The sequence below is a fragment of the Duganella hordei genome (assembly GCF_040369125.1).
GTDB lineage: Bacteria > Pseudomonadota > Gammaproteobacteria > Burkholderiales > Burkholderiaceae_D > Rugamonas > Rugamonas hordei.
Genome location: NZ_BPWI01000007.1, coordinates 163,164 through 187,298, shown reverse-complemented (window position 1 = coordinate 187,298; position 24,135 = coordinate 163,164). Strand labels below are relative to the sequence as shown.

Genomic DNA, 24,135 nt, shown 5'->3' with positions numbered 1-24,135 from the left:
GCCTGCCGGTCAAGCGCTTCAGGCCACTTTCAGGGCGAAGGCGTAGGGCAGCGCCGGCTTCTCGGACGGCAGCGTCACGTGCAGGCCGTCGGCATCCTGCCTGAACGCCAGCGGCTTGCCGCGTCCCGCCAGCTCCACCCGCGCCACCCGCCGCTTCAGGTAGGCGCCGCCGCTGGCCATGGACTTGATGCTCACCTTGCCGTTCTCCGGCCAGCCCATGACGAAGGCGTACACCATGCCATCCTTGGTGGTAAAGCGCACGTCCTGCGCGCTGAAAGGCCGGTTCTTGCCCTCGTTGAAGCCCGCGCCCTCGGTCGGCGCCACCGCTTCCATGACCGGCCCTTCGCCCAGCACATGCCAGGGACGGGTGTCATAGATGCCTTCGCCGTTGACCGCGATCCAGCGTCCGATTTCTTCCACGATCGCGCGCTCCTGTTCATCGATGGTGCCGTTGCCGCGTACCGGGACACTCAGCAGCAGATTGCCGTTCTTGCTGACCACGTCGATCAGGGTCTGCACCACGGTCTGCGCGCTCTTGTAGCCCTTGTTGTCGTAGATGCGGCGGTCGTAATGCCAGCTGCCGATGCAGGTATCGGTCTGCCACGGCAGCGGCTCGATCCGGTTGCTCTGGCCACGTTCAATGTCCATCACCATGCTCTGGCGCTGCACCGGATCGAGGATCTTGCCGTTGACGACCGCCTCCACCCGGCCCTTGCGCATGACGCTGCGGTTGTACATGTGGGCCGCCAGCCGCATGCCGACGTCGCTGACCGGGTACAGCGGCAGCACGGTATCGTCGAAGTAGAGCAGGTCCGGATCGTAGGCGTCGATCAGGTTGACGGTGCGGTCGAACAGCTTGTCGGCATACGCCTTGCCGGGCAAAGAAGCACCGCCGCGCCAGTGCCATTGCTCATAGTAGTTGCCGCCTTCGGCATCGGACTTGCTGCGTGGGTGCCGCTGCGCATACAGCGCCTGCGGATCGTATCCGTCCCACCACTTGCCCTTGCCATCGGCCGCCGTCAGGTTGCCGTCGTAGGGAACGCCCGCCTTGGGGCCATTCTTGTCGGCGCCCTGCGCCACTTCGTACCAGGTCCAGGCGTGTGCCGCGTGCACGCTGACGCCGAAGCGCAGGCCGTGCTTGCGGGCGGCCCTGCTCCAGCCGCCAATCAGGTCGCGCTTGGGACCGATGCGCGTTGCGTTCCATTCCGGCTGGTGCTTGCTGTCGTACAGGTCGAAGTTGTCATGGTGATTGGCCAGCGCAACGAAGTAGCGGGCCCCGGCCTTCTTGTACAGCGCCACCAGGCTGTCCGGATCCCACTGCTCGGCCTTCCAGTGCTGGATGACGTCCTTGAAGCCGAATTCGGACGGGTGGCCGTACTTCTCCAGGTGATGGCGATAGGCTTCGCTACCCTCCTCGTACATCCCGCGCGCGTACCAGTCGCCGAACTCCGGCTCGCACTGCGGCCCCCAATGGGCCCAGATGCCGAACTTGGCGTTGCGGAACCAGTCCGGCGTACGGTAGGCGGACAGCGACTTCCAGTCAGGTGCAAACGGTCCTTCGGCCATCGATTCGGCCACGCCATCCGCCGCAAAAAGGTGGGGGGATACGGCCAGCGCCGGAATGGCAGCGGCCAGATGTTTCAGCAGTTCTCGTCGTCTCATTGTTATCCTTTCCGCGCTAGGCGGCGGCCCTTCCGGGCGGGCGGGTTAGTGATTATGTCTCGGCAGGTCGTGCCCCACGCCGCGGTAGGCCACGGCCAGCTCCATGCAGGCCGGCGGCGGCTCTTGCGATCGGACCGGCGCCGCGCATCGCCAACATGGTGCGCACATCGATCGCCACGATTGAAATGTTGCCCGTTGTGTTCAGCCGCCGCAAGTATGAAACTCACCAACGAGGCTGACAATTACACGTACCACTGCAAGCCGATGCGGCACCAGACCTTACTGGTCCCACTTCCGCAGCAACTGATCCAGCTCCCCGCTGCGGGCCATCTGGTCCAGGGCGCTGCGGACCCGTTCCGCGACGCCAGGGTCGAGCTGGCGCGACAGGGCCATGTACAAGGGCGCCCGCGACATCACCGTCGGCATAATGCGCACCTTGCCGGCCACGCCGCTGTGCACCAGGATGGCCTGCAGGCCGGGGGTGCGGTGCACGAAAAAGCGGCCCCGGCCGGCGATCAACTTTTGCAGGTTGACCGCGGTACTGGCGGCGCTGCCATCAATCTGCAAGCCGCCCAGCTGCTCCAGAAAGCTCGTCGCCGCGAAGCCGCGGTTAGTGAGCAGCACGGCTTGCGGACCCAACTTGCGGACATCGTCCCAGCTATTGATGATTGCCGTTTCGTCGGCGCGCGCCACCAGCACATAGTTGACGATGAACAGTTCCTGGTCGAGAAAATGATACAGGGGCAGCCGTTCCACCGTACGCTGCAGGCCGCAGGCGGCGTCTTGCTGGCCGACGGACACTTCGTAGAGCACCCGCACCAGCGGCATCCACTGCTGATGCCCTTCAAACCGCAAGCCGGGGGCGATGCGCTCGATGGCGCGCATGATATCGATGCACATTCCGATCACGCTACCCTGCGGGCCGGGCACGAACTTCGGTTCCGTGCCTTCCTGGGCCGCCACGCGCAGCACCGTGATCCCGCTGGCCATGGCGCTGCAGGCGAGCGCAAGGCAGCACCCGGCCAGCATGATCCCGATACCGCATCCCAGCCGTGGCAAGACATTGGACATCAGGCACTCCCGGAGGACGATCTCATGCCATCATATGCCCTGGCCGGCGCGGCCCGGCAGCATCCTGGCGGCGCGACGTTCGCCGCCACGCGCCAGCCGGAACACGCTCACCGAGGTGGACAGCTGCGCGGCCAGATCCTGCATCGACTGTGCTGCGGCAGCGGACTGCTCCACCAGCGCTGCGTTTTGCTGGGTGACCGCGTCCATCTTGATAATGGCGGTATTGACTTCCTCGATGCCCACGCTCTGTTCCTGGGTGGCGGCGCTGATGTCATTCACGATATCGCTCACCTTGCGCACGCTCTGCTCGACTTCCTGCATGGTGTGCCCGGCCAGATCCACCAGCTTGCTGCCAGCGCCCACCTTCTCGACCGAGTCGTGGATCAGGTCCTTGATCTCCTTGGCCGCGGCGGCACTGCGCTGCGCCAGGTTGCGCACTTCGCTCGCCACCACCGCAAAGCCGCGTCCCTGTTCGCCCGCCCGCGCCGCTTCCACGGCGGCGTTCAGGGCCAGGATATTGGTCTGGAAGGCGATGCCGTCGATCACGCCGATAATATCGACAATCTTGTGCGACGAAGCATTGATGGCGTCCATGGTGGAAATCACCTCGCCCACCACCTGGCCGCCGCGGCCCGCCACCTCGGTCGCGGAGCGGGCGAATTGGTTGGCCTGCCTGGCGTGGTCGGCGTTCTGCTTCACGGTCGAGGTCAATTCTTCCATGGCCGACGCGGTTTCCTCCAGCGAGGCGGCCTGCTCTTCGGTGCGGGTCGACAGGTCGAGATTGCCGGCGGCGATTTCCCGCGATGCGATGCCCAGCGTGTCCGTCCCTTCGCGCACCTGTCCCACCAGCCGGTGCAGGTTGGCGCTCATGGCCTGCATGGCGCGCAGCAGCTGGCCGATTTCATCGCACGTTTCCGCCTCGATGCTGGCGGTCAGGTCCCCCTGGGCGGCGCTTTCGGCCACCCCGACGGCGGCGCGCAAAGGCCGGCTGATCAAGCCGGCAATCCATAGGGCCAGCGTCGCGTTGACCAGCACCGCCAGCGCCAGAATGGCAATGATCCAGGTCCGGGAAGAGGTATACAAATCGTTGTTGGTGACCAGTGCCGCATCGCTTTCCACCTGGCTAAGCTCCACCAGCTTATCGACCACGTCATTCACCTGGCGGAACAGCTTGACCGAGTCGCCCCGAATCGCCTTGCGCGCCTCCTCCTGCTTGCCGGCGCGCGACAAGGCCAGCACCTGGCGGCCCGCGCTCCGATACGCGTCAAATGCCGACGCCACTTCCGCCATCAGCCGCAGCTCGTCGGACGAATGCGCCAGCGGCCGGTACTTGCTCTCGTACTCGGTAAATTCCCTGGTGCGGCTGGCAATGCTCTTCTCGTAGTAGTCGTAGTCGGACGCTTCGGTGGAAAGAATATGCTGCAACTCGGACACGCGCATCCGGTTCAAGGTTGCCTTCATGAGCAGCGCGTACCGCACGCTGGGCAAGGTAACGTGCAGGACAGTGGTCGAAGCGCCGTTCAGGCGGGCGTTCTGGTAAATGCCGAAAATGCCGATGGCCAGCGTCAGGCTCAATGCGGCAAAGAAAGACAGCAACAATTTATATGCCATCTTCAGGTTCAAGAACCACTTCATGTCAACTCCTTGACACCACGATAATGATTTTTTTTCTACGCGGCGGCGCCATCCCACAATGGCCGTGTTCGCACGTGCCCTTGCTTAAATACACTAATCTTCTCAAGGTGAAATTGCAAATTTTATCGGCGCTGGATCCGGCAAAGCGGAAGGCCGGCGAGGCTTTGGCGCAACTGGCCGCAGGCAATCGGCGAATTGGCCGGCACCGCCTTGCGGCCCGGCTGCAGGCGGCCTTCGGCCATCAGCTTGCCCAGGGCAGCGCCCACCATGATGAGCGCATCGATGGCGTCTGCTGGTGTGCTTTAGAATTTTTGCATGAGGCCGAACGTCAGCCCGGCGCCGTGGCTGTCATTGGGACGAGTCCCGCTCAGGCCGGCGGCATTGCCGCGCCAGCTGGTGTAATCGGCTTCGGCATAGGTGGTGGTGCGCGGTCCCAGCGCCTTTTCCAGGTAGACAAAGGCGCGGTCGAAGCCGTCATTGACAAAGCCGCTAGCTTCGCGCCTTACCTTGTACCAGGCCGTGGTGAGCAACAGGCCGGCCCCCAATGTGCGGCTCACGCCGACCGAATCCACACGCTGGTGCACCGTCTGCTTCGGGCCGGTGTCGGCCTGGTTGCGGGCGATGGTGGCCTTGAACTGCCAGGCGTCCAGGCGGTAGGCTGCACCCAGCAGCCAGGCGTCCAGCGGCAGGTCTTCCTTGCTGCGGAACTGCATGGCGGCGCCGGACAGCGCCCAGGCCCCGTCCTGGTAGGCCAGCGCGGCGCCGCGCGCGGAGGCAGCCCGGGTATCGCCCGCCACCTCGCCGGCCGACCACGACGCGCGCGCCTGCCAGGGGCCGGACTTGAAGGTGTACTTGAGCGTGTTGTCGAGGCGGTAGAAATTGTCGCTGTAGCCGCTGGGGCCGTACTGGCGCCCGAAGGCATGGGTGCCGAAGGCGGTATTGCTCAGACCGGCAACATTGATATTGGGATTGAAACTGGCGTCGCGCTTGCCGATCGGGTCGATCGGGGTCAGGGCGTCGGACAGCAATGTGGGCTGGCGCCCGGCGGCGATGGTGCCATACGGCGTCTCCAGGCCGACCCAGGCGTCGCGGTCGAACAGGCGGTCGCTCTTGGCCGAGGCGCCGGTGTCGGCGTTGATACCCCCTTCCAGGCGCAGCAGCGCGGCCCAGTCGCCACCCAGCGCCTCGCGGCCGCGGATGCCAAAGCGGCTGGTTTCATCGGTGCCGCTGCTGACTGCGCTGGTTTGGCCGGACGGGGTGGGCGCGTTGCTGGCGCCCAGGCCGCTGGTACTGCGCACGCCCACGTCGATGATGCCGTACAGGTCGATGCCAGTCTGGGCCAGGCAGGTGCTGCTCGTGACGAGCAATGCGGTGAGAGCGCAGGAATGGCGCATTTTTTGTCTCCTTGATATTGTTAGCCTTCTTGCCGAGGCTGATGACGAGTCTGTTGACCGAATGGAAGAATCATCCGCCAGATGGCGGAATTTGATAATTGCATTTTTTAAGCCGATTAATGCACCATGCGCATCAATCACGGCGTACACGATTTGAAGGCCTTTGTCGCCGTGGCCGGTCTGGCGGCGCACCCTGTTCGAAATGCTCAGCGCGGCGCTGCGCAAGCGCCCTGCGCGCCGCCGAGCTTGGCCATCAGCGGCAGTCCGGCAGGGACACCTCGACCGGGGCGCCAGCGGCCACCACGCGCACCCCCGCCCTGCCCGGCGCCGCCGCGCAGCGCACCAGGAAGGCCTGCTCGCGCCGCAGGCCGGGGAAACTGCCCTGCCACGGCGCGATGGTGAGCCGACGGCTCGCCTGGTCCCAGCTGAAGCGGCGCAGCGCATGCTCGCCCTGGGCATAGCCCGGGCCGTCGCCGCTGTCGTCATACCATTCGAAACTGCCGTCGCGGCCCGGATAGACGCGCAGTTCGACCGGCTCGGCGCTGGCCTGGTCGGCATATTGCCGCTGCGGCCCCAGCGGCAATATGCTGCCGGCCCGGGCGAACAGCGGAATGGTGGCGATATCGGCCTTGGCGGCAACCACCTTGCCGCCCGCGTAGCGCTGGCCGGTCCAGAAGTCGAACCATTCGCTGTTGGCCGGCAAATACACCGTGCGCACTGCCGTGTTGGGCGACGTGACGGGCGCCACCATCAGCGCCTTGCCAAACATGTACTGGTCGGCCGTGGCGACCGCCTGCGCATCGGTGCGGAAATCCATGGCCAGCGCGCGCATCATGGTGCCGTGGCGGCTGGTGACGTCCCACGATGCCGAATAGATGTAGGGCAGCAGGCGGTAGCGCAGCGCTGTCACGTCGCGCAGGATCTTCTGCGTGGCCGCCGGGAAGCGCCAGATCTCCTTGGACTCGCCGGTGCCATGCACGCGGAACATGGGATTGAACGCACCGAACTGGTACCAGCGCGTATAGAGCTCGGCATAAGCGGGATCGGCCGGATCGCCGCCGAAGAAGCCGCCAATGTCGGCCGACCAGTAGGGGATGCCGCTCAGCGTGAAGTTCAGCGCGGCGGGCAGTTGCGCGCGCAGCACCTCCCAGGTCCCCATGGTGTCGCCGGACCAGGTGATGGCGGCATTGCGCTGCTGGCCGCTGTAGGCCGAGCGGGTCAGGATGAACGGCCGCTTGGCCGGCGCATCCTTGGCGCTGCCCTCGAACACGGCCGTCGTGTGCAGCAGCGGATAGGCGTTGTACACCGCCGTGCCGGGACCGGCGGCCGTGGCGACCTCGCGCATCTGCCCCCACCAGCCGCCTAGCTCGGCTTCGCTGGCGTCCAGCCACCAGCCGTCCCAGCCGGACTGGCCCAGCGTGCGGCTGATCTGCTGCCAGTACAACTGGCGGCCGCTGGCCGAATAGGCGTCGTACCAGCGGCCTTTACCGGCGGGATAGACGTTGTTGTACAGCTGGGGATACAGGGCGCCGGCCGCCTCCAGCGCGGCGGCGTTGCGGGTGCCGCCGTCAAACCGCGCCCACACGGAAATGATGGCGTGCACATGCTCGGCGTGCAGCTGGTCCAGCATGCCCTTGGGATCCGGATAGCGCGCCGGATCCATCTGGTGCTCGCCCCAGGCGCCCGGGGTCCAGTACTGCCAGTCCTGCACCACCGCGTCCAGCGGCACCTGCAGCGCGCGGTAGCGCGCCGCGATGCCCAGCAGCTCATCCTGGCTGGCATAGTGCTCCTTGGATTGCCACAGCCCCCAGGTCCAGCGCGCCATCATGGGCGCGCGCCCGGTCAGCTCGCGGTAGCCGGCCACCACCTGGTCCAGTTCCGGTCCCAGGATGAAATGATAGTCGACGCCCGGCCCGGCCTCCGAGCGGAAGGCCAAGGGATAATGGCCGTTGGGCAGGCCCGCCTCCACCTCGGTGACGGCGGCATTGTTCCACAGGATGCCGAAGCCCGCCGGCGTCGCCAGCATCGGCACCGCCACATCGCGATTGGCCTGCTGCAAGCGCACCGTGCTGCCACTGTAGTCGAGCTTGCCGTTTTGGTGCTGCCCCAGTCCGAACACCGGCCCGGCGTAATCGAACCCTTGCATGACACCGTTGCTGGCGATGTCGCGGCCGGACTCGGACAGCAGCGGCTTGCCCTGCGCGTCGAGGAAGCTGACGGCCCCGCCTGCCTTGGCCACGCGCACCTGCAGCAGCGCGGTGCTGAGCTGGTAGTAGTCCGGCATTTCGCTGGCCGACCAGTCCACCGTGCCCGGCTGGGCGATCACGGCGGGATTGTAGTTGCCGTCCCAGTCCGCCGCCGGACCGACCAGTACATGCACGACGCGCTCGCTCCACGGCTCGACGCGCACGGTGCCCTGCGCCGTCGCCACCACCAGCCCGCGCGCGCTCCGGGTCACCTCCGCATGGACCGGCAGCGCGGTCACGCCAAGGCAGGCCAGGACCAGGGCAGCGGGCAGCAATTTCTTCATCATGTTCCTCCTCGAATAAACGGACCTTTATTCTATCGAGCGATCCCTGCAACAAGCGTCTCCGCCGCCCTTCTTCTTCAATTATGTTCGGCCATTTGAGCGTTTTCGTAATTGTCTGAACCCAGCCCAGGTCGCACAATCCGGCCCAAACCCCATCGACAACCTCAACGAAAAAGCACCATGACGGAGACCACACGCTTTGCCGCGCCCCTGCTGGCGCTCGCCTTCGGCAGCCTGAGCCTGCCCGCACAGGCGGACCAACTTGCACTGGCCCGCCTGTTCTCCGACCACGCGGTCCTGCAGCGCGACCAGCCCATCACCATCTGGGGCACGGCCAGCGCCGGGCACAGCGTGACCGTGACGCTGGGACAGCACAGCGCGCACGGCAACGCCGACGCGCAAGGCAAGTGGCGTCTCACGCTGCCGCCGCAGCCGGCGGGCGGCCCCTACCAGTTGAGCGCGCACGCGGACGGCCAGACCCTGCGCCGCGCCGACATCCTGGTCGGCGACGTCTACCTGTGTTCGGGCCAGTCCAATATGGAATTCGCCCAGCGCGCCTCGACCAACGCCCAGGGCGCCACCTACGGCGCCGGCAACCCGCAGCTGCGCTACCTGAACGTGCAGAAGCACAGCGCCATGACGCCACAGGACGAGCTCAAGGGCCCGGTGGCGTGGACCCCGCTGACCCCGGAGTCGGTCGGCGACGCCTCCGCCGTGTGCTACTACATGGCGCGCTCGCTGCAGGCCAGCTACCGGATTCCGGTCGGCTTCATTCACGCCAGCTGGGGCGGCACCACGATTCAAAGCTGGATCGGGGCCGAATCCTTGCGCACGTTCGGCGACTACCAGGCCGGCGTTGCCGCCGTCACCCAATACGGCGCCGATCCGGCTGCGGCCATGCAGGCCGAGGACGCCCGCAGCGAGGCCTGGTGGCGCGCGCACGATCCGGCCGCGGCCGCGCAACGCGCATGGGCCGCGCCGGACTTCGACGACAGCGCCTGGCCGTCCGTCACACCGACCGGATCGTGGAAGAACAGCGGACTGGCCGGCTTCAAGGACTTCGACGGCGTGGCCTGGTACCGCACCAGCGTCACCCTGACGGAAGCCCAGGCCAGCGCGGCCAATGCGCTGCGCCTGGGGCCGGTCGATACCAGCGACACCACCTGGGTCAACGGCGTGCGCGTAGGCGGCGCCAGCATCCCCTGGATCTGGCGCGAATACGCCGTGCCGGCGGGCCTGTTCCGGCCGGGCCGCAACGTGATCGCCCTGCGCGTGCTGAGCGGAGGCCAGGGCGGCGGCCTGTCGGGCCCGCCCGACCAGCGCAGCATCGCCACCGCCGACGGCCAGCAGATCGCGCTGCCGGCCGCGTGGAAGGTGCAGCGCGGCAATGCGCTGCGCGGCCTCTCCGTGCCGTCCGCGCCCTGGGACTGGCCGAACAGCCTCACCACGCTGTACAACGGCATGATCGCGCCGCTGGTCGGCTATCGCTTCAAGCTGGTGGCGTGGTACCAGGGCGAGGCCAACGCCGACGCGGCAACAGAATACCGCAGCTTGCTGCCCCTGCTGATGCGCGACTGGCGCGGGCGCTTCGGCCAGCCCGAACTGCCTTTCCTGGTCACCCAGCTGACTTCCTTCGGCGACGCGCCCCGCGCGCCCGGCAAGTCCGGCTGGGCCCAGCTGCGCGCGGCGCAGGCCGAGGCCGTGGCCCACGACGCCCATGCCGCCCTGGCCGTCACGCTGGACCTGGGCGACCGCTTCGACATCCACCCGACCCAGAAGACCATCGTCGGCGAACGCCTGGCGCGCGCCGCGCGCGCCGTGGCGTATGGCGAACCGGCCGCGCCCGGCAGCCCTTACCCGGTGTCGGCCAAGCGCAGCGGCAAAGATATCGTGATCGCCTTCCGCGATGCGGGTGCCGGCCTGGTGACGTACTCCGGCGATCGCGCCCTGGGCTTTGAAGTGTGCACGGGCACGGCTTGCCGTTACACCGACGCGCGGGTGGCGGGCGCGACGGTGGTGCTGCCCGGCGCGGTCAAGGACGCCAAGTCCGGCATCACGCGCGTACGCTACGCTTGGGCCGATGCTCCGTTCATCAATCTGTTCAGCGCCGACGACCTGCCGGTCGGCAGCTTCCAGCTCGAGCTGCGCTGACACATGGGCGCCACGGCGCCATTCATCACAATCGAAAAGGAGTTTTTGATGCAAGAGCAAGCAACCCCGGGCTGGCGAGCACTGTTACCGTTATGCCTGGCCATGGCCACCGGCTACGCGGCCGCGGACCCGCTGGCGCCCGTCGCCGGCTGGAGCGCCTACACGGCCGGCCAGGCAGCCACCCCACCGATGGGCTGGAACAGCTGGAACGCGTTCGCCACCAATATCGACGAGGCGAAGATCCTCGGCTCGGCCCAGCGCATCCTCGACAGCGGTCTGGCCGCCAAGGGCTATCGCTACATCAATCTGGACGACGGCTGGGTGGCGCACCGCCGCATCCCGGACGGCCGGCTGCTGATCCGCCCGGACCGCTTCCCCTCTTCCGTGACGGCCGGCGGCAGCAGCTTCCGCCCCTTCACCGACCGGCTGCACGCGATGGGCTTCAAGGCCGGCATCTACTCCGACCTGGGCCGCAACACCTGTTCCCAGGCCTTTTCCCCCGATTCGCCCGACCTGCCCAAGGGCAGCGTGCTGGAACGCGAAGTCGGCCTGTACGGCCGTATCGACCAGGACATCAAGCTCTACTTCGCCGACTGGGGCTTCGACTACATCAAGGTGGACGGCTGCGGCGTGCGCGCGTTCGGCGCCAACGAGGACAAGGTGCGCTCCGGCCAGTATCGCGCGCTGCCGCCGGTGCTGGACCTGGAGACGGTGACCCGCTCCGACATTCCGGCCGTGCAGGCCGAATTCGCCCAGATCAACGCGGCGCTGCGGCGCTACCGGCCCAACGACGACTTCCTGCTGTCGCTGTGCATTTGGGGCGCCGGCGATGTGCGTTCCTGGGGCAAGAACTACGGCAATGTCTCGCGCACCAGCGACGACATCACGCCGTCCTGGGCGCGCATGCTCAGCAATTTCGACAGCGCCGCCAAGCGCGAGCTCTATGCGCACCCCGGCAGCTGGAACGATCCCGACATGCTGTTCATCGGCAAAGGCGACTTCGATGCCGATCACCTGGTGGAAGCGCGCTCGCATTTCTCGCTGTGGGCCATGCTCAACGCGCCGCTGCTGATCGGCGCCGACCTCCGGACCACGCCGCAGGCCCTAATAGACATCCTGGGCAATGCCGACATCATCGCGCTCAACCAGGACGCCGCCGGCAACCAGGCCACGGTGGCCTATGACGCCAACGACCTGCAGATCCTGGTCAAGCAGCTGGCCTCGGGCCGGAAGGCGCTGGCCATCTTCAACCGCGGCGTCGCCGCCATCGACGTCGATCTGACGGCCGAACACCTGAAGCTGCGCAAGGACGCGCCGATCACGCTGACCGATCTGTGGAGCAAGACCGACACCACGTTTACCAACGAGACCAAGCTGCGCGTGGCGCCGCGGGAGACGCGCATCTTCCGCGTCCAGGGTGCGCGGGAACTGGCCCACGGCCTGTATCTCTCGGAACAGCCTGGCAGCGTCAATCCGGCGGTCGATGGCGTCACCCAACCGCAGCCCGACCCCACCCTCTTCCGTTCCTCGGCCGCCTGGTCCGGCACCAAGGGCCCGGGCGAGCGGCCCATGTATGCGGGCTGGGGCGGCGCCCGCGCCGACAGCACGCCTTACGGCCAGGTCCTGCAGATCGCCGGCACCCGCTACGCCGCCGGCATCGGCATCCTGGCCAATTCCCGGCTGGAAGTGCGCAATCACGGTTATCGCCACATCACCACGCGCGTCGGCGTGGACGATACCGCTCAGGACCGCAAGCACGCCGTCACCTTCATGATCTACGGCGACGGCAAGCTGCTGGCAAAGAGCAAGGCCTTGCGCTGGGGACAGCCGGCGCAGGCGCTGGACGCCGATGTCTCCGGCGTCAAGAGCATAGAACTGGTGGCGCGCAGTGCCACGCCGGGCAATGCGCAGCAGCCTGTCACCTGGGGCGACGCCGCCTTGCTGTCGTCCGCCCAGCCTGAGTAAACGAACTCATCGTGCACGGCCCGGTTGCCGTGCACGACGATGACATCACACGAAATTAATTCGTCAGTTGATGCCGACACCGGAGAGCGCGGGCAGATTGGTCGGGGTCCAGGTGGCGCCGTTGTCGGTGGTGTGGGATGGCACCGAATTGGCCGGTGCCCAGACCGCCTTGTTGCGCGCTGACCACGGAGTTGCCGTTGCCCCAGCCCAGGCCAGGATTCAGGGTGGGCGCGGTTGTGAGGTCCGTATCGACCCAGGTGCCGACGTCGCCCGAGCGGCCGCCCTGCTATCCGATATTGGCCTGCAGGGTGATGCCGCGATAACGGCGGCGGTACATCACCACGCCGCTTGCAGCCAGCAGCACGACGGCCATCATGCCCAACAAATCCTGGCCGCCGTGGGTGACCACCGCCGGCTGGCTGGAAACCATGGTGGCGGCATTGAACTTGTTGCCCACGCTGCGGGCGCCGATCACCAGCTCCTGGTTGTTGATGGCGTTGACCAGATACAGGCCGTAGCCGCCGCGATGCACGGTCATCTTGCCGTCGCGGTAGACGAAGGACCGGCGCTCGTCGCCGACGCGGATGCTGCCGACTACATGGCCGGCTTGGTTGACGGCGGTGGCGAAACTGTCGCCGTAGCCGATGAGCGCGCCGAGGTCGACCATCTTGCCCTTGTTCCACATGAACGCGTGCCAGCGGCGATCGGGCGTTTCCGACGCGCCGACTACCACGCCGTCATCGTTGACGGCGGTGGCGCTGCTGATCCGTCCACCGAGCGTCCCAAGATCCTGCATGGCGCCGCCGGGGGTGGTCAGGAAAGCGTGGCGGTAGCCATCCCCCCGCGCCGCCGTACCGACCACGGCGCCTTGATTATTGATGCCGGCCGCATAGCTGATCTTGCCGCCCAGCGTGCCGAGGTCGCGCAACTGGCCGTCCTCGCCGCTGACGAAGGCGCGGTAATAGCCGTCGCTGGTGTCTGAAAAGCCGGCCACCTGGCCGGTGTTGTTGATGGCCGCGCCGTAGCTGCTGTTGCCACCGAGCGTGCCGACGTCCTGCATGCGTTCGCCATGATGGACTACGAAAGCGCGCCAGTAGCCGGCGCTGTTCTGCGCCGTGCCGACCACGTCGCCGTTGGCGTTGAGGCCCTTGGTGACGCCTTCGCTGCCGCCCAGCGTACCCAGCTCGACCGGGCGCTTGTCGTACAGGATGGCGCGCTGGTGGCCGTCCTCATCTTCAATGACGCCGGCCATCTGGCCCCGCGCGTTGATATCGACGGCGACGCTGGTTTCGGTGCCGCGCGCGCCCAGAGTCAGATCCTGCATGGTGCCTCCTTGGTGGTTAGTCAGGGAGAGAACTGCAAGTCCCGTGCCACGGCTGGTTATGGCGTGGGCACGGCCAAAGTGTGCGGAAATGAACGTTTACGCTGTTCACTTTCGGACATTCGTGACGGGTCGCGGGCCAGGCCTATAGCGGTGAGGCGCCATTCACCTGGATGGACGGGCTGATCCGGTCACCAGCCCGTTCATTATTCATGCACCCAGCGTCAGCAACAGCTCATCCAGGCGCTCGAGCGTGGACGCCATGCCCTCTTTCATGCCCATATCGATGACTTTTTGCACGTCTTCCGGCGAGTTGTAATGCACGACCGTGGTGACCAGCGTATGTTCTTTCAGGTCCGAAAAGGTCACGTCCCAACGCGAACGCGGCATGTCGGCATTGACGACGCCGGTTTCATCCGTAAAGCCGTCAAGGGTCGCATAGCTGTCGATCGGGCGGATGGCCAGGTAATCCACGCGACTCCAGTAAGCCTGCCCATCGGGCGTGACCATGGCGTAGTGCCAGTAGCCGCCCTCCTTGAATTCCATATGCTTGGTCCTGGTGCTCAGAGGCTTGGGCGCAAACCAACGGTCGAGCAAAGCGCTCTGCGTATGGCAATCCCAGACCAACTGGCGCGGGCCAGCGAATTCCCGCGCCACGGTGAGGGTGCTCTTTTCCTTGTTGACCACAAAATCGAATTGAAGCTTAGCTGCCATTGTCGTCTCCTTGCAGTTGTTCCAAAAGGTTGTCCAGGTTTTCGTATCGGTTGCTCCAGAGCGTGCGCTGCTCCTCGAACCAGCGCTCGGCTGCGGCGAACTTGTCCCGCTCGAGCGTGCAGGTCCGCACCCGCCCGCTCTTGCTGCTGCTTACCAGCCCGGTCTCTTCCAGTACCCGCATGTGCTTCATGAACGACGGCAGCGCCATGTCGAAGGGCTCCGACAATTCACTGACAGTCGCCGGGCCCGCGCCCAGCCGGCGCACCACGGCCCTGCGCGTCGGGTCCGACAAAGCGTGGAAGATGGCGTCCAGCGCAACTCGATAGTTATCCATATGGCTAACTATACACGCAAAAAAAATTGAACGCAACAACTCACACCAAACGGCCTTCCATTAGCGGAGCAAGCATCCGCGCCTTTGACCAGAGGCGGATGCTGATTTTCGAGCCGTATTTCCTTGTCTAACTGGTCAGTGGAAATTTACAAAGCCGTCTCCAACTCGGCGAGCTTTTTTTCAAGCATAGCCCGCTCCTTCGGGTTGTTGATTTTTGGCAGCACCTGACGCAGTGCCAGTGCATTTGCTTTAGTCAGAGCCTTATCCGCGGCGGCGACAACATCAGGTTTAACTCCAGTACCTTCCCAATCGCTTTTTGTGATCAGGTTGATCGAGCGTCCTACCGGTATCACGGCGACCAGGTTCGGATCGATACGGAACGGTTGGGTCGGATGCGCGCCGCCTCCGGTTGTTTCACCAACTACAGTGATGCGCTTGATAGCTTGGAGGTTGTACGTAAAATCTTCGGCTGCGGAGAAAGTTTCGCCGCTGGTTAACACATAGACAGGCTTGTCCGCGCCAAAGCGCGCTCCTGAAACGGCGGGATCGCTCCAGAAAGAATGGGTTTCATTATCAGCCCGAAAATATATATCCGACAGATGGACCTTCTTATCGCCAAGCAGGTAACTTGCCACATGCGCCACCATGCGCGGGTCACCGCCACGGTTTTCGCGCAGGTCAATGATCATCGCGTTGCCATTGGCTGCCAAATTCATCGCGGCTGTAGCGGCCGCCTTCCCGATGTCCGCTTCAAAGAATCCGTTGAACTTGACGTACATAATATTGCCGGGCAGGCGCTCTACCTTTTCAAAGGAGAAATTCAAGTATTGCCCCACTTCGGTCATACGCTGTCGAACCTCGGCAGGCACGGCTTGATTGAGAGAGGGGCGGGGCCGATCAGGTTGCGCATTTGGGACGTAGCGGATGTTCAGGTGTTTGTCCGGGTGGGAAGCTTGGATATGGGTCGTCAGCAAGTCTGCGAATTCCGCATCCGTCGCAGCTTTCTCGTAGTCGCCCCTGAGCAAATGATCGCGGACGGCGGCGGCCATCTTGTTGCCTTCGTCAGCGTAAATGTATTTGTCGGACAGGCGTTGGGCTAGTAGGTCGACGGCAGCGGCCTTGTCTGCTGCGCTCAACGGCCGGGCCTGTTGCGCGGCTGCGGCAGGCCCCTGTTCTTGTGCGCCTGCGGTGGGGAGGGCGATGATGCAAAGGGTCATGACTGCTGCGGGAACGAGGTATCGCATAGTAGGTCTTGGCTCCATAAAAAAAATAAATCACAAGGGGCAAACGCAGGCCAGCTACATCTGGCGGAACTGCCTGGTAAACGCTTCACTAACGGTCAATCGCTCGGTTCGGCCTTTCAGGATCACCTCCAGGCCGGCGCCGCCGCGCCCCCCGTCGTCACCGCGTTCGATCCGGTCGACAGCCTGAAGGTTGACGATGGCGCTGCGGTGGATTTGCGCGAACAGCTGCGGGTCCAGCTGCTCGATCAGGGACTTCAGAGGCAGCCTAATCAGCGCATCGCCTTTCTCCGTCACCACCCGTATGTACTTTCCGTCCGACTGGAAGTACAGCACTTCGCTCACCATCACCAGCCGCACCGTATTGCCGCTAGAGGCCTTGATCCACTTGAGGTACACCGGCGCGCTCTCCTGCTCGAACAGCTTTTCCCACACGGCCGGCGGCGGGCTTGCGACCGCGCGCGACTTCAGGCGGCGGATCGTCTGCAACAGGCGTGCGGTCGTCAAAGGCTTGACCAGGTAGTCGGCTGCGCCGGCATCGAAAGCGGCCAGGGCATAGTCCGCGTACGCCGTGACGAACACCACCTGGCAGGACTCGGGTATATGGCGCGCCACCTCCATGCCGTTCAGGCCGGGCATCTGGATGTCCAAGAACACGATGTCCGGTTTCAGTGCATCGATGCAGGCCACCGCGTCGATGCCGTTTTCGGCTTGGCCGGCGATCTGCAGCTCGGGCCACAGGACGCGCAGCTGGTCCGTCAGTTCCGCTCGCAGCAGAGGCTCGTCTTCGACGATCAGGGCGCTCGGCATCAGGCGTGGTTTCCCGCCACAGGCACCGTCAGCACGGCGCGCACGCCTTGTCCGTCGCCGGGCTCCACGCAAAGGCTGGCCTCGCGTCCGTACAGCAGCAGCAGGCGTTCCACGATATTCGCCAGCCCCGTGCCCTGCCCGGCCTGTTCGGTCAAGCCGACGCCGTCGTCGACCACGGACACGCTCAGCAGCTCGCCCTTCCCCTTGCTCTCATACCTTGCGCTGATGGTGATCAGGCCCTGCCGGCTGGCCCGCTCCAACCCGTGTTTGACGGCGTTTTCCACAAGCGAGATCAGCATCGCCGGCGGGAACGGCAGGCTGCGCAATTCCTCGCCCACGTCGACCGCGAAGCGCAGGCGCGTGCCCATGCGGATGCGCATCACCGCCAGGTAGTCGCTAACAAGATCCATTTCTCGCCCCAGGGTCGAGGACACCGAGCGCATATCCGGCAGCGCGTTCTGCAGGTAGCCAACCAGGTGGTCGAGCATGTCCTGCGCGGCCTGCTGGTTGGTGCGGATCAGGTACTTCAGATTGGCCAGCGTATTGAACAGGAAGTGCGGCTCGACCTGGGCCTGCAAGGCCGAGAGGCGCGCCTGCAGCGAGGTGCGTTCCAGCTCGCGTTCACGCCGGGCCGCATCCAGCGCGTTTGCGTGGCGCGTAAGGTGTTGGCTCAGCTGGGCGCACACCATCTCGGCGGCCCTCAGTGACTCGCCCCGCTGGATCGCGAACCAGGCCAGGCCCGGGCGGCAGCGCAGCTCGATGTGGCAGCTGGGGCCCAACTCGGACGATACCCTCACCTCGACATGGCGCCCCAGCACCAACGGGCGCCAGCGGCCCAGCACGATCCGGCCCTTGAAAGGGTCGTGGAAGAACGCCGGCGGGCCGGCGTAGCCGAGCGCTGTGCCGAGCGCCAGTCCCGACAAGGATTCGGTGCACAGGTCAAAGGTGGTATAGGGATTGAACGGCGCATCGATGCGGCGCGTCACCGAGGAAGCCATCCCCTCGGCACACAGCGCCTTGCCCTCCTCGCCCAGCCGGGCAAGAAAGCTGCGGGCGATCCCGCTCGACGTCAGCGCGAGCCAGGCCATCAACGCCAGCACGACGCCGCCGACCATGTACGGATTCAGCTTGCGGGGCTCGAATTCGCCCGGCGCAGCCGTGCCCAAGTTCAGCCAGAGCGGCAGCAGCGCGATCGCCAGCGACAGGAACAGCAGCGAACCGGCGTTGAAGCGCAGCGCCGACTGCAGCAGGTAGCGGCGCACCAAGCGGCGGTCGTGCTCGACTTCCGGCACGGGAGGAGCGTTGAATGGCAGAAATGCGGGAGAACTCATTAAATTCCTCGTGTTGAACTTGCCCCGCCATTCTAGCGGTTCGGGTACGCGTGTTTTCGCCCATGCGACGAATGCCCGCAAATCGGGCACGAAACCGGCGCCGGCGCGATGAACGCCGCCGACCGAAGCGCTGCGTCAAGCCACGCACAGGTCCGGCGCCGTACCGGGTACCGCCGCTCCAGCCCGCCCCAAGTGTTGGTCAGCCCTACTCCACGTTGCGTTGATCGAAGACTCGCCGCGCTTCCTCAACCTCGGATAACTTTGTCAACGTCCAGTCGTGCATAACCTTAAACGGTTGCAGCAAAGTGCGACCGAGCGGCGTAATCTCGTACTGCACCGCAATAGGTGACACTGGTATCACATGACGCGACAGCAGCCCGTTTCGCTCCAGCCTGCGCAGGCACTGGGTAAGCGCCTTTTGGGTCACGCCTTCCAGGCGACGCTTGATGGCGTTGAAGCGGACCGGACCGTCTTCAAGCGAGATCAGCACCAGCATCGACCACTTGTCGGAAATCTGATCAAACAGGGTGCGGCTCGGGCAATCGGCGGAGAAGCAATCGATACGGTTTTTCATGGTGGTTTCCTTGGCTATACCTAGGCACTTCAAAGTGCCTAATTGACACTAAGTATAATTCATATACCATGCGATTTCCATCCACCATCGAGATCATTTCATGTCCTCTATCGACACCAATGTGCTGTTTCGTCCGCTCACCATCAAATCGCTTACGCTGAAAAACAGAATCGTCATGGCCCCGATGACGCGCACGTTTTCGCCAGGCGGCGTGCCGACGCCCGCCAACGCCGCCTACTACCAGCGCCGCGCGGCCGGCCAGGTGGGCCTGATCCTGTCGGAAGGCACCGTCGTCGACCGGCCCGCCTCCCGCAACGATCCCAACATCCCCTTCTTCCACGGCGAGGCGGCGCTGGCCGGCTGGAAGGGCGTGATCGATGCCGTGCACGGCGCCGGCGGGCGCATGGGGCCGCAACTGTGGCACACCGGTGCCGCCCGGTACAGCGAATGGGAGCCCGAGGCGCCGGTCGAAAGTCCGTCCGGGCTCGACGCGCCCGGCGCAGCGCGCGGCGTCGCCATGAGCGACAGCGCCATCGCCGACACGATCGCCGCCTTCGCCAAGGCGGCCACCGACGCCAAGCGGCTGGGATTCGACACCGTGGAAATCCACGGCGCGCACGGTTACCTGATCGATCAATTCTTCTGGTCCGGCACCAACCTGCGCACCGACCAGTACGGCGGCGCGACCATCCGGCAGCGCTCGCGTTTCGCCAGGGAGATCGTGGCGGCGGTGCGCAAGGCGGTGGGCCCCGACTTCCCGATCATCCTGCGGGTCAGCCAGTGGAAGCAGCAAGACCTCAGCGTGCGGCTGGCCGAGACGCCGGCGGCCATGACGGACTGGCTGCTTCCGCTGGTCGAGGCCGGCGTGGACGTGCTGCATTGCTCGCAGCGCCGTTTCTGGGAACCGGAGTTTCCCGAGATCGACGGCGAGAACGGTCTCAATTGCGCCGGCTGGGCCAAGAAACTGACCGGCGCGACCACCATCAGCGTGGGATCGGTGGGGCTCGACGGCGATGTTCTGAACGCGTTTTCCGGCAAGGGCTCCGGCATCATGAGCCTGGACCGGCTGATCGAACGCATGGCTCGCGATGAGTTTGATCTGATCGCTGTGGGTCGAGCCTTGATCAGTGATCCCAACTGGACTGCGAAGATCCAGAGTAACAATTACGAAAGCCTGAAGGGATTTGACGCCGCCTCACTGGCCGAGCTCGTTTAAGTCTCCTCAAGGGCGGAGCCGGAATACCGCCTCCGCCCTCAGATGACCAGCCTGCCTGGGCGATGAGCGCGTCGGCTTCGAGGTACTGAAAAGACTGAGTTATCAACACAAGGTCGTCCCCGCTCCGAAAGGGAAAAGCCATTGCCTCGGTCTGACGGCGTCCCGCCTTCCACATCGTGGTTCAAGCCGTCTTGGCTTTCTGGGCCGCCGCGAAGACGTCACGTGCGGACGTTGTGCCCGCTACGTGCTCCGTACCCTCGACGCCGAGTTCCATCCATCCTGCATTGACGGCCTCGAACATTTCTTCAGCAGGTCCGGTGCGCCCCTTCGGAATGCCAAATTGCTCGAAAGCTTCCGCCCATCCCACACGCGGGACTGCAAAGGCTTTCACATCAAGATTCAGGACTTCCCCCAATTGCTCCGCCACTTCATCTGCGCTGACCATCGAACCGAGCTCGACGACGCGCTGCCCTGACCACACCGGCCCGGTCAAAAGGTTGGCGACCTCCGCGCCGATATCGTTCGTCGCAACCATGGTCGATTTTCGGTTTGTCGGATTGTAGTAGACCGGTAGCGTTCCGCCTTGGGCGACCTGCAAACCGTAGAGGAAATTCTCATAGAATCCACCGGCGCGCACAAATGCGATTGGTGAAGTCAGGTCGCGAAAACCTTGCTCCAGAAGCGCCAAGGCCGTGATCATCCCAAGTCCACTGATCCTGTTCGCACCCATCGACGAAAGCGCTACCACCCTTGGCGGCGTGGCCTTAGTGAGCGCCTCGACATAGCTCGCAATCACGCCCTTGGCCTCGTTGTAATCGGGCGAGGGAGCCCAGACCGCCGGCAACATGACAAACGCGCCTTCGACGCCTTTGAGCGCCTGCTCGGTGGCTGCCGAATCATTCCAATTACCCTCAACCAGTTCCACGCCCCGGCTCGCCCAGCCTGATGCTTTCTCGCGATCGCGGACCAGTGCGCGTACTTCTTTTCCTTGCGCCAACAGATGTTCCGCTGTTGCGCCGCCTACTTTTCCCGTGATTCCCATTACTAAAAACATGCGTTTCTCCTGATATTGAAGAGGCAGAGCACTGCCCCGGTTGCTAAAAAAAATGCGTTTTCTTCTGAAGGACAGAACATCGTCCCTGTTGATTCAACCTCGGAGCGGCAGAATGGCCCGGATACGGGGATCGCGCGCGTAGAGGCCACCCCATGCCATCGCGCCCAGAAGTAGGGAAATGATTTCCGGCGGTGACCCCAACTCACCAATGCGGACGTGGGCGCAGATAGCACCGCCCAAAAAGCCAGTCAATAGGATTGAGCCGAGGACGGCGGTGGCCGGGATGGCGTAAAGGATGGCGCAAGCAAGTATGATCGGACCCACGACGTGGGTTGAGTTCATCGCGAACCCGGTTTCCTGCAACATACTCGCGATCCGCGCCGGCGCGAAAAGCTGGATAGTGGCGTCTGCCAACAGAGCGATAACGACAACCGCGCTCATTATCCTGCCGGCCCAACGGGCGCGATGCAAAGTCAAGGTTTCAGGCGCCCGATGTAGGTTCATAGTTTCAGCCATTTGTCATTTCTCCGATGGGGAATCTCAATATTCGGAGCATACTGTGTCCCTCAGGCGTGATAAACGCCGATGAAATGAACTCACTGTTCTCTTTATACTGATCAATGCCCTACCGAGGTACGAAATGCAAAATCTCGAACCCATCCTCATTTTCATAACGGTAGCGGAAATGGGGAGCTTCACCCACGCAGCCGATAGTCTGGGCATTCAAAAGGGACGAGCCTCGACGGCGGTCCGAAAGCTGGAGGAAGATATCGGTGTCAGGCTTCTGCACCGGACGACGCGTAGCGTGCAGTTGACAGAAGACGGACGGGTATTTCATGCACGTGCACGCGATCTGCTTGCTGAAGTCGATGATCTGCACTCAATGTTCGCAAGCGATCGAGTTGCGCTTCGCGGGCGCTTACGCGTTGATCTGCCGAGTGAACTGGCGCGCACTACTATCGTGCCGGCCTTGCCGACCTTCATGGAGGCCTATCCCGAGTTGGAGCTGGAGGTATCGAGCACGGATCGCCAAGTTGATCTGGTTCAAGAGGGGTTTGACTGTGTATTGCGACTTGGTCCTATCGGGGACGAGACACTGATTGCCCGCCCGCTGGGCAAGTTACGCATGGTCAACGCCGCCAGTCCTGCCTACCTGGCGCGCCACGGCGTTCCTCGATCACTAGAAGATCTGCAGCTCCAGGAGCATCGGGCAATTCATTTCGCGAGGACGCTCGGCGCGAAACCTTATGGGTGGGAGTACCCGCACGGCGACGGCTATGCAAGGCTTCAGTTGCGGGGTACGCTGCACGTCAACAGCGTGCAGTCCTACGAAGCAGCCGGCATCGCCGGCCTTGGCCTGATTCAGGCACCACTGTTGGCGATCGGCCGGTACTTCGAGAGTGGATCATTGATAGAGCTTCTACCAGATTTTCAGCACAAGCCGCTCGACGTCTCCCTGGTCGTAGCGCATCGGCGCAACTTGTCGCGCCGAGTCCGCGCATTCATGAAATGGATCGAAAACGTGCTCGCACCCTATCTGGAATAGCGAAACGAACCGCTCGCCCTTGCGTCATCTGCGGCAAGGGACGTCCCGCCACCACCAAGCATACGAAAAGGCAGCAAGACTAGCCGCATCAACCAGTATGTCGTCACTTTGGCGTCCATGGCCAACGCATGCGGTTGCACGGACGTTTTCCCACAACCTCGGGCGCAAACGGTCCAAGAAGCCTCCGCTCGCCATCCACCGCCGCCGCAAACGCAAAAAGGGCAGCCACATCGGCTGCCCTTCTACATACTGGAGCGGGAGAAGAGTCTCGAACTCTCGACCTCAACCTTGGCAAGGTTGCGCTCTACCAACTGAGCTACTCCCGCGTGGAGTTCAAATTGTCTGGAGGCGAGGATCGGAGTCGAACCGACCTAGACGGCTTTGCAGGCCGCTGCATAACCGCTTTGCTACCTCGCCAGAGGAAACTGTTGACCAAGATAACAGCGGGTTATGCGCTGCCATCCGAAATTCTGGAGCGGGAGAAGAGTCTCGAACTCTCGACCTCAACCTTGGCAAGGTTGCGCTCTACCAACTGAGCTACTCCCGCATAGGAGTTACATTTTATACTACGCCAGCCGAGTTCCGGGGAACTGGAGCGGGAGAAGAGTCTCGAACTCTCGACCTCAACCTTGGCAAGGTTGCGCTCTACCAACTGAGCTACTCCCGCATTGGAGTCCGACATCATAGCAGCTAGCTGCTGTTATTGCCAGTACTACGTTGTTATCGATTACCTGGAGCGGGAGAAGAGTCTCGAACTCTCGACCTCAACCTTGGCAAGGTTGCGCTCTACCAACTGAGCTACTCCCGCGTCGCCGTCATCAACAACAGGCCAGCATTATAGAGGATCTGAGCAGGCTGTCAATGGCAAAAACTTTGTCGAATAAAAAATATTGTTTATTTAGTTTTGACCCGCGATTAGAGCTGGCCGGATTTTTCCTTGATCAGCGGCCACGCCAGGCGCAGGTAGTAGAACATCGACCAGACCGTCAGCACGGCCGCCACTTCCAGCAGGCGCGAGCCCCAGAACTGGGTGTCGATGGCGCCCCACAGCACGTCGTGGAACAACAGCAGCGGGATCGCCGTCATCTGCGCCGTGGTCTTGATCTTGCCCAGCGAGCTGACCGCCACCGACTTGGAGGCGCCGATCTGCGCCATCCATTCGCGCAGCGCCGAAATGGCGATCTCGCGGCCGATGATGATGAACGACAGCACGGCGTTGGCGCGGTCCAGCTGCACCAGCACCAGCAAGGCGCCGGCCACCATCAGCTTGTCGGCCACCGGGTCGAGGAAGGCGCCGAAGGCCGAGGTCTGGTTCCAGCGCCGGGCCAGGAAACCGTCGAACCAGTCGGTGATCGCGGCGACGATGAACACCAGCGTGGCCGCCAGGTTTTGATCCGCCACGGGCAGGACGGTGGTGGGCAGGTAGTAAACGCCTACCACCAGCGGAATCAGCGCAACGCGCAACCAGGTCAACAGTATCGGTATATTGAAAGGCATAAGCTCGGAAATTAGTGCAGCCGTGAAAATTTGTAATGCGCCGCTAGTCTACCTTGCCGCAGCACATTAAACCAGCGCACTGTTGCCGA

Annotated in this window: 20 protein-coding genes and 5 tRNA genes; 4 read left to right on the top strand and 21 right to left on the bottom strand. The window is 64.0% G+C overall.

Translation table 11 applies throughout. The features are described 5' to 3' along the window. Nucleotides 1–18: 18 nt before the first annotated feature. The 6 genes from ABWW33_RS18105 to ABWW33_RS18080 form a co-directional block, all read right to left on the bottom strand. Nucleotides 19–1,662, bottom strand: a complete 1,644-nt coding sequence (locus ABWW33_RS18105) for an alpha-L-fucosidase (protein WP_353403094.1) — start codon at nt 1,660–1,662, stop codon at nt 19–21. 279 nt (nt 1,663–1,941) lie between these two features. After that, on the bottom strand, nt 1,942–2,733 hold the full coding sequence (locus tag ABWW33_RS18100) for a substrate-binding periplasmic protein (RefSeq protein ID WP_353403093.1): 792 nt from the start codon (nt 2,731–2,733) through the stop codon (nt 1,942–1,944). Between the two features lie 30 nt (nt 2,734–2,763). Next, complete coding sequence (locus tag ABWW33_RS18095; protein WP_353403092.1) at nt 2,764–4,368, bottom strand: methyl-accepting chemotaxis protein; 1,605 nt, start codon at nt 4,366–4,368, stop codon at nt 2,764–2,766. Nucleotides 4,369–4,490: 122 nt separating this feature from the next. After that, a complete protein-coding gene (locus tag ABWW33_RS18090) occupies nt 4,491–4,637 on the bottom strand; it encodes a hypothetical protein (protein WP_353403091.1) in 147 nt (48 codons plus the stop codon). Nucleotides 4,638–4,670: 33 nt separating this feature from the next. Next, nucleotides 4,671–5,762, bottom strand: a complete 1,092-nt coding sequence (locus ABWW33_RS18085; protein ID WP_353403090.1) for a porin — start codon at nt 5,760–5,762, stop codon at nt 4,671–4,673. Between the two features lie 253 nt (nt 5,763–6,015). After that, nucleotides 6,016–8,295 carry a glycoside hydrolase family 31 protein gene (locus tag ABWW33_RS18080; protein ID WP_353403089.1) on the bottom strand — a complete coding sequence of 760 codons (2,280 nt, stop codon included), beginning with the start codon at nt 8,293–8,295 and terminating at the stop codon, nt 6,016–6,018. A 177-nt stretch (nt 8,296–8,472) separates the two neighbouring features. Between ABWW33_RS18080 and ABWW33_RS18075 the strand changes: the two genes are divergently transcribed. Next, a complete protein-coding gene (locus ABWW33_RS18075; RefSeq protein ID WP_353403088.1) occupies nt 8,473–10,443 on the top strand; it encodes a sialate O-acetylesterase in 1,971 nt (656 codons plus the stop codon). A gap of 48 nt (nt 10,444–10,491) precedes the next feature. After that, the gene (locus ABWW33_RS18070) at nt 10,492–12,408 is read left to right on the top strand and encodes an NPCBM/NEW2 domain-containing protein (protein ID WP_353403087.1); all 1,917 of its coding nucleotides are present in this window, start codon (nt 10,492–10,494) and stop codon (nt 12,406–12,408) included. A 286-nt stretch (nt 12,409–12,694) separates the two neighbouring features. Here ABWW33_RS18070 and ABWW33_RS18065 read toward each other — a convergent pair whose 3' ends face one another. The 7 genes from ABWW33_RS18065 to ABWW33_RS18035 all read right to left on the bottom strand — a co-directional run bounded on the left by ABWW33_RS18065 (nt 12,695) and on the right by ABWW33_RS18035 (nt 18,733). Continuing rightward, a complete protein-coding gene (locus ABWW33_RS18065; RefSeq protein WP_353403086.1) occupies nt 12,695–13,732 on the bottom strand; it encodes an HAF repeat-containing protein in 1,038 nt (345 codons plus the stop codon). 207 nt (nt 13,733–13,939) lie between these two features. After that, entirely contained in the window at nt 13,940–14,443 is a 504-nt protein-coding gene (locus ABWW33_RS18060; RefSeq protein ID WP_353403085.1) for an SRPBCC family protein, read from the bottom strand. Next, nucleotides 14,433–14,777: an ArsR/SmtB family transcription factor gene (locus ABWW33_RS18055; RefSeq protein ID WP_353403084.1), complete on the bottom strand. Its 345-nt coding sequence runs from the start codon at nt 14,775–14,777 to the stop codon at nt 14,433–14,435. Before ABWW33_RS18055 ends, ABWW33_RS18060 begins: the two co-directional genes overlap by 11 nt. Nucleotides 14,778–14,923: 146 nt before the next feature. After that, nucleotides 14,924–15,994, bottom strand: coding sequence for a S41 family peptidase (locus tag ABWW33_RS18050; RefSeq protein WP_353403083.1), 1,071 nt, complete (start codon nt 15,992–15,994; stop codon nt 14,924–14,926). Between the two features lie 81 nt (nt 15,995–16,075). Beyond that, nucleotides 16,076–16,828: a LytR/AlgR family response regulator transcription factor gene (locus tag ABWW33_RS18045; protein WP_353403082.1), complete on the bottom strand. Its 753-nt coding sequence runs from the start codon at nt 16,826–16,828 to the stop codon at nt 16,076–16,078. After that, nucleotides 16,828–18,159, bottom strand: coding sequence for a sensor histidine kinase (locus ABWW33_RS18040; RefSeq protein ID WP_353403081.1), 1,332 nt, complete (start codon nt 18,157–18,159; stop codon nt 16,828–16,830). The genes ABWW33_RS18045 and ABWW33_RS18040 overlap by 1 nt, the downstream gene beginning before the upstream one ends. 205 nt (nt 18,160–18,364) lie before the next feature. Next, nucleotides 18,365–18,733, bottom strand: a complete 369-nt coding sequence (locus ABWW33_RS18035; RefSeq protein ID WP_353403080.1) for a winged helix-turn-helix transcriptional regulator — start codon at nt 18,731–18,733, stop codon at nt 18,365–18,367. A gap of 100 nt (nt 18,734–18,833) precedes the next feature. Here ABWW33_RS18035 and ABWW33_RS18030 point away from each other — a divergent pair, with 100 nt between their 5' ends. Continuing rightward, a complete protein-coding gene (locus ABWW33_RS18030) occupies nt 18,834–19,949 on the top strand; it encodes an NADH:flavin oxidoreductase (RefSeq protein ID WP_353403079.1) in 1,116 nt (371 codons plus the stop codon). A 181-nt stretch (nt 19,950–20,130) separates the two neighbouring features. Here ABWW33_RS18030 and ABWW33_RS18025 read toward each other — a convergent pair whose 3' ends face one another. Both ABWW33_RS18025 and ABWW33_RS18020 read right to left on the bottom strand, forming a co-directional pair. Beyond that, entirely contained in the window at nt 20,131–21,003 is an 873-nt protein-coding gene (locus tag ABWW33_RS18025; protein WP_353403078.1) for an NmrA family NAD(P)-binding protein, read from the bottom strand. A gap of 93 nt (nt 21,004–21,096) precedes the next feature. Continuing rightward, nucleotides 21,097–21,519, bottom strand: a complete 423-nt coding sequence (locus ABWW33_RS18020; protein WP_353403077.1) for a DoxX family protein — start codon at nt 21,517–21,519, stop codon at nt 21,097–21,099. 124 nt (nt 21,520–21,643) lie between these two features. On the opposite strand from ABWW33_RS18020, the gene ABWW33_RS18015 reads away from it, so the two are divergent. Continuing rightward, nucleotides 21,644–22,549: a LysR family transcriptional regulator gene (locus ABWW33_RS18015; RefSeq protein ID WP_353403076.1), complete on the top strand. Its 906-nt coding sequence runs from the start codon at nt 21,644–21,646 to the stop codon at nt 22,547–22,549. A gap of 250 nt (nt 22,550–22,799) precedes the next feature. On the opposite strand, the gene ABWW33_RS18010 is transcribed toward ABWW33_RS18015, so the two are convergent. The 6 genes from ABWW33_RS18010 to pgsA form a co-directional block, all read right to left on the bottom strand. Next, nucleotides 22,800–22,875 (bottom strand) — tRNA-Gly (locus ABWW33_RS18010). Between the two features lie 17 nt (nt 22,876–22,892). Further along, nucleotides 22,893–22,966 (bottom strand) — tRNA-Cys (locus ABWW33_RS18005). Between the two features lie 54 nt (nt 22,967–23,020). Then, a tRNA-Gly gene (locus ABWW33_RS18000) sits at nt 23,021–23,096 on the bottom strand. 44 nt (nt 23,097–23,140) lie between these two features. Further along, a tRNA-Gly gene (locus tag ABWW33_RS17995) sits at nt 23,141–23,216 on the bottom strand. Nucleotides 23,217–23,281: 65 nt separating this feature from the next. Continuing rightward, nucleotides 23,282–23,357 (bottom strand) — tRNA-Gly (locus ABWW33_RS17990). 107 nt (nt 23,358–23,464) lie between these two features. Next, a complete protein-coding gene (gene pgsA / locus ABWW33_RS17985) occupies nt 23,465–24,046 on the bottom strand; it encodes a CDP-diacylglycerol--glycerol-3-phosphate 3-phosphatidyltransferase (RefSeq protein WP_176651594.1) in 582 nt (193 codons plus the stop codon). Between the last annotated feature and the right edge of the window lie 89 nt (nt 24,047–24,135).

Bases quoted from the DNA above. Each gene is read 5' to 3' on its own strand.
- ABWW33_RS18105 (WP_353403094.1), bottom strand. From the start codon at position 1,662: ATGAGACGACGAGAACTGCTGAAACATCTGGCCGCTGCCATTCCGGCG.
- ABWW33_RS18100 (WP_353403093.1), bottom strand. From the start codon at position 2,733: ATGTCCAATGTCTTGCCACGGCTGGGATGCGGTATCGGGATCATGCTG.
- ABWW33_RS18095 (WP_353403092.1), bottom strand. From the start codon at position 4,368: ATGAAGTGGTTCTTGAACCTGAAGATGGCATATAAATTGTTGCTGTCT.
- ABWW33_RS18090 (WP_353403091.1), bottom strand. From the start codon at position 4,637: ATGGTGGGCGCTGCCCTGGGCAAGCTGATGGCCGAAGGCCGCCTGCAG.
- ABWW33_RS18085 (WP_353403090.1), bottom strand. From the start codon at position 5,762: ATGCGCCATTCCTGCGCTCTCACCGCATTGCTCGTCACGAGCAGCACC.
- ABWW33_RS18080 (WP_353403089.1), bottom strand. From the start codon at position 8,295: ATGATGAAGAAATTGCTGCCCGCTGCCCTGGTCCTGGCCTGCCTTGGC.
- ABWW33_RS18075 (WP_353403088.1), top strand. From the start codon at position 8,473: ATGACGGAGACCACACGCTTTGCCGCGCCCCTGCTGGCGCTCGCCTTC.
- ABWW33_RS18070 (WP_353403087.1), top strand. From the start codon at position 10,492: ATGCAAGAGCAAGCAACCCCGGGCTGGCGAGCACTGTTACCGTTATGC.
- ABWW33_RS18065 (WP_353403086.1), bottom strand. From the start codon at position 13,732: ATGCAGGATCTGACTCTGGGCGCGCGCGGCACCGAAACCAGCGTCGCC.
- ABWW33_RS18060 (WP_353403085.1), bottom strand. From the start codon at position 14,443: ATGGCAGCTAAGCTTCAATTCGATTTTGTGGTCAACAAGGAAAAGAGC.
- ABWW33_RS18055 (WP_353403084.1), bottom strand. From the start codon at position 14,777: ATGGATAACTATCGAGTTGCGCTGGACGCCATCTTCCACGCTTTGTCG.
- ABWW33_RS18050 (WP_353403083.1), bottom strand. From the start codon at position 15,994: ATGACCCTTTGCATCATCGCCCTCCCCACCGCAGGCGCACAAGAACAG.
- ABWW33_RS18045 (WP_353403082.1), bottom strand. From the start codon at position 16,828: ATGCCGAGCGCCCTGATCGTCGAAGACGAGCCTCTGCTGCGAGCGGAA.
- ABWW33_RS18040 (WP_353403081.1), bottom strand. From the start codon at position 18,159: ATGAGTTCTCCCGCATTTCTGCCATTCAACGCTCCTCCCGTGCCGGAA.
- ABWW33_RS18035 (WP_353403080.1), bottom strand. From the start codon at position 18,733: ATGAAAAACCGTATCGATTGCTTCTCCGCCGATTGCCCGAGCCGCACC.
- ABWW33_RS18030 (WP_353403079.1), top strand. From the start codon at position 18,834: ATGTCCTCTATCGACACCAATGTGCTGTTTCGTCCGCTCACCATCAAA.
- ABWW33_RS18025 (WP_353403078.1), bottom strand. From the start codon at position 21,003: ATGTTTTTAGTAATGGGAATCACGGGAAAAGTAGGCGGCGCAACAGCG.
- ABWW33_RS18020 (WP_353403077.1), bottom strand. From the start codon at position 21,519: ATGGCTGAAACTATGAACCTACATCGGGCGCCTGAAACCTTGACTTTG.
- ABWW33_RS18015 (WP_353403076.1), top strand. From the start codon at position 21,644: ATGCAAAATCTCGAACCCATCCTCATTTTCATAACGGTAGCGGAAATG.
- pgsA (WP_176651594.1), bottom strand. From the start codon at position 24,046: ATGCCTTTCAATATACCGATACTGTTGACCTGGTTGCGCGTTGCGCTG.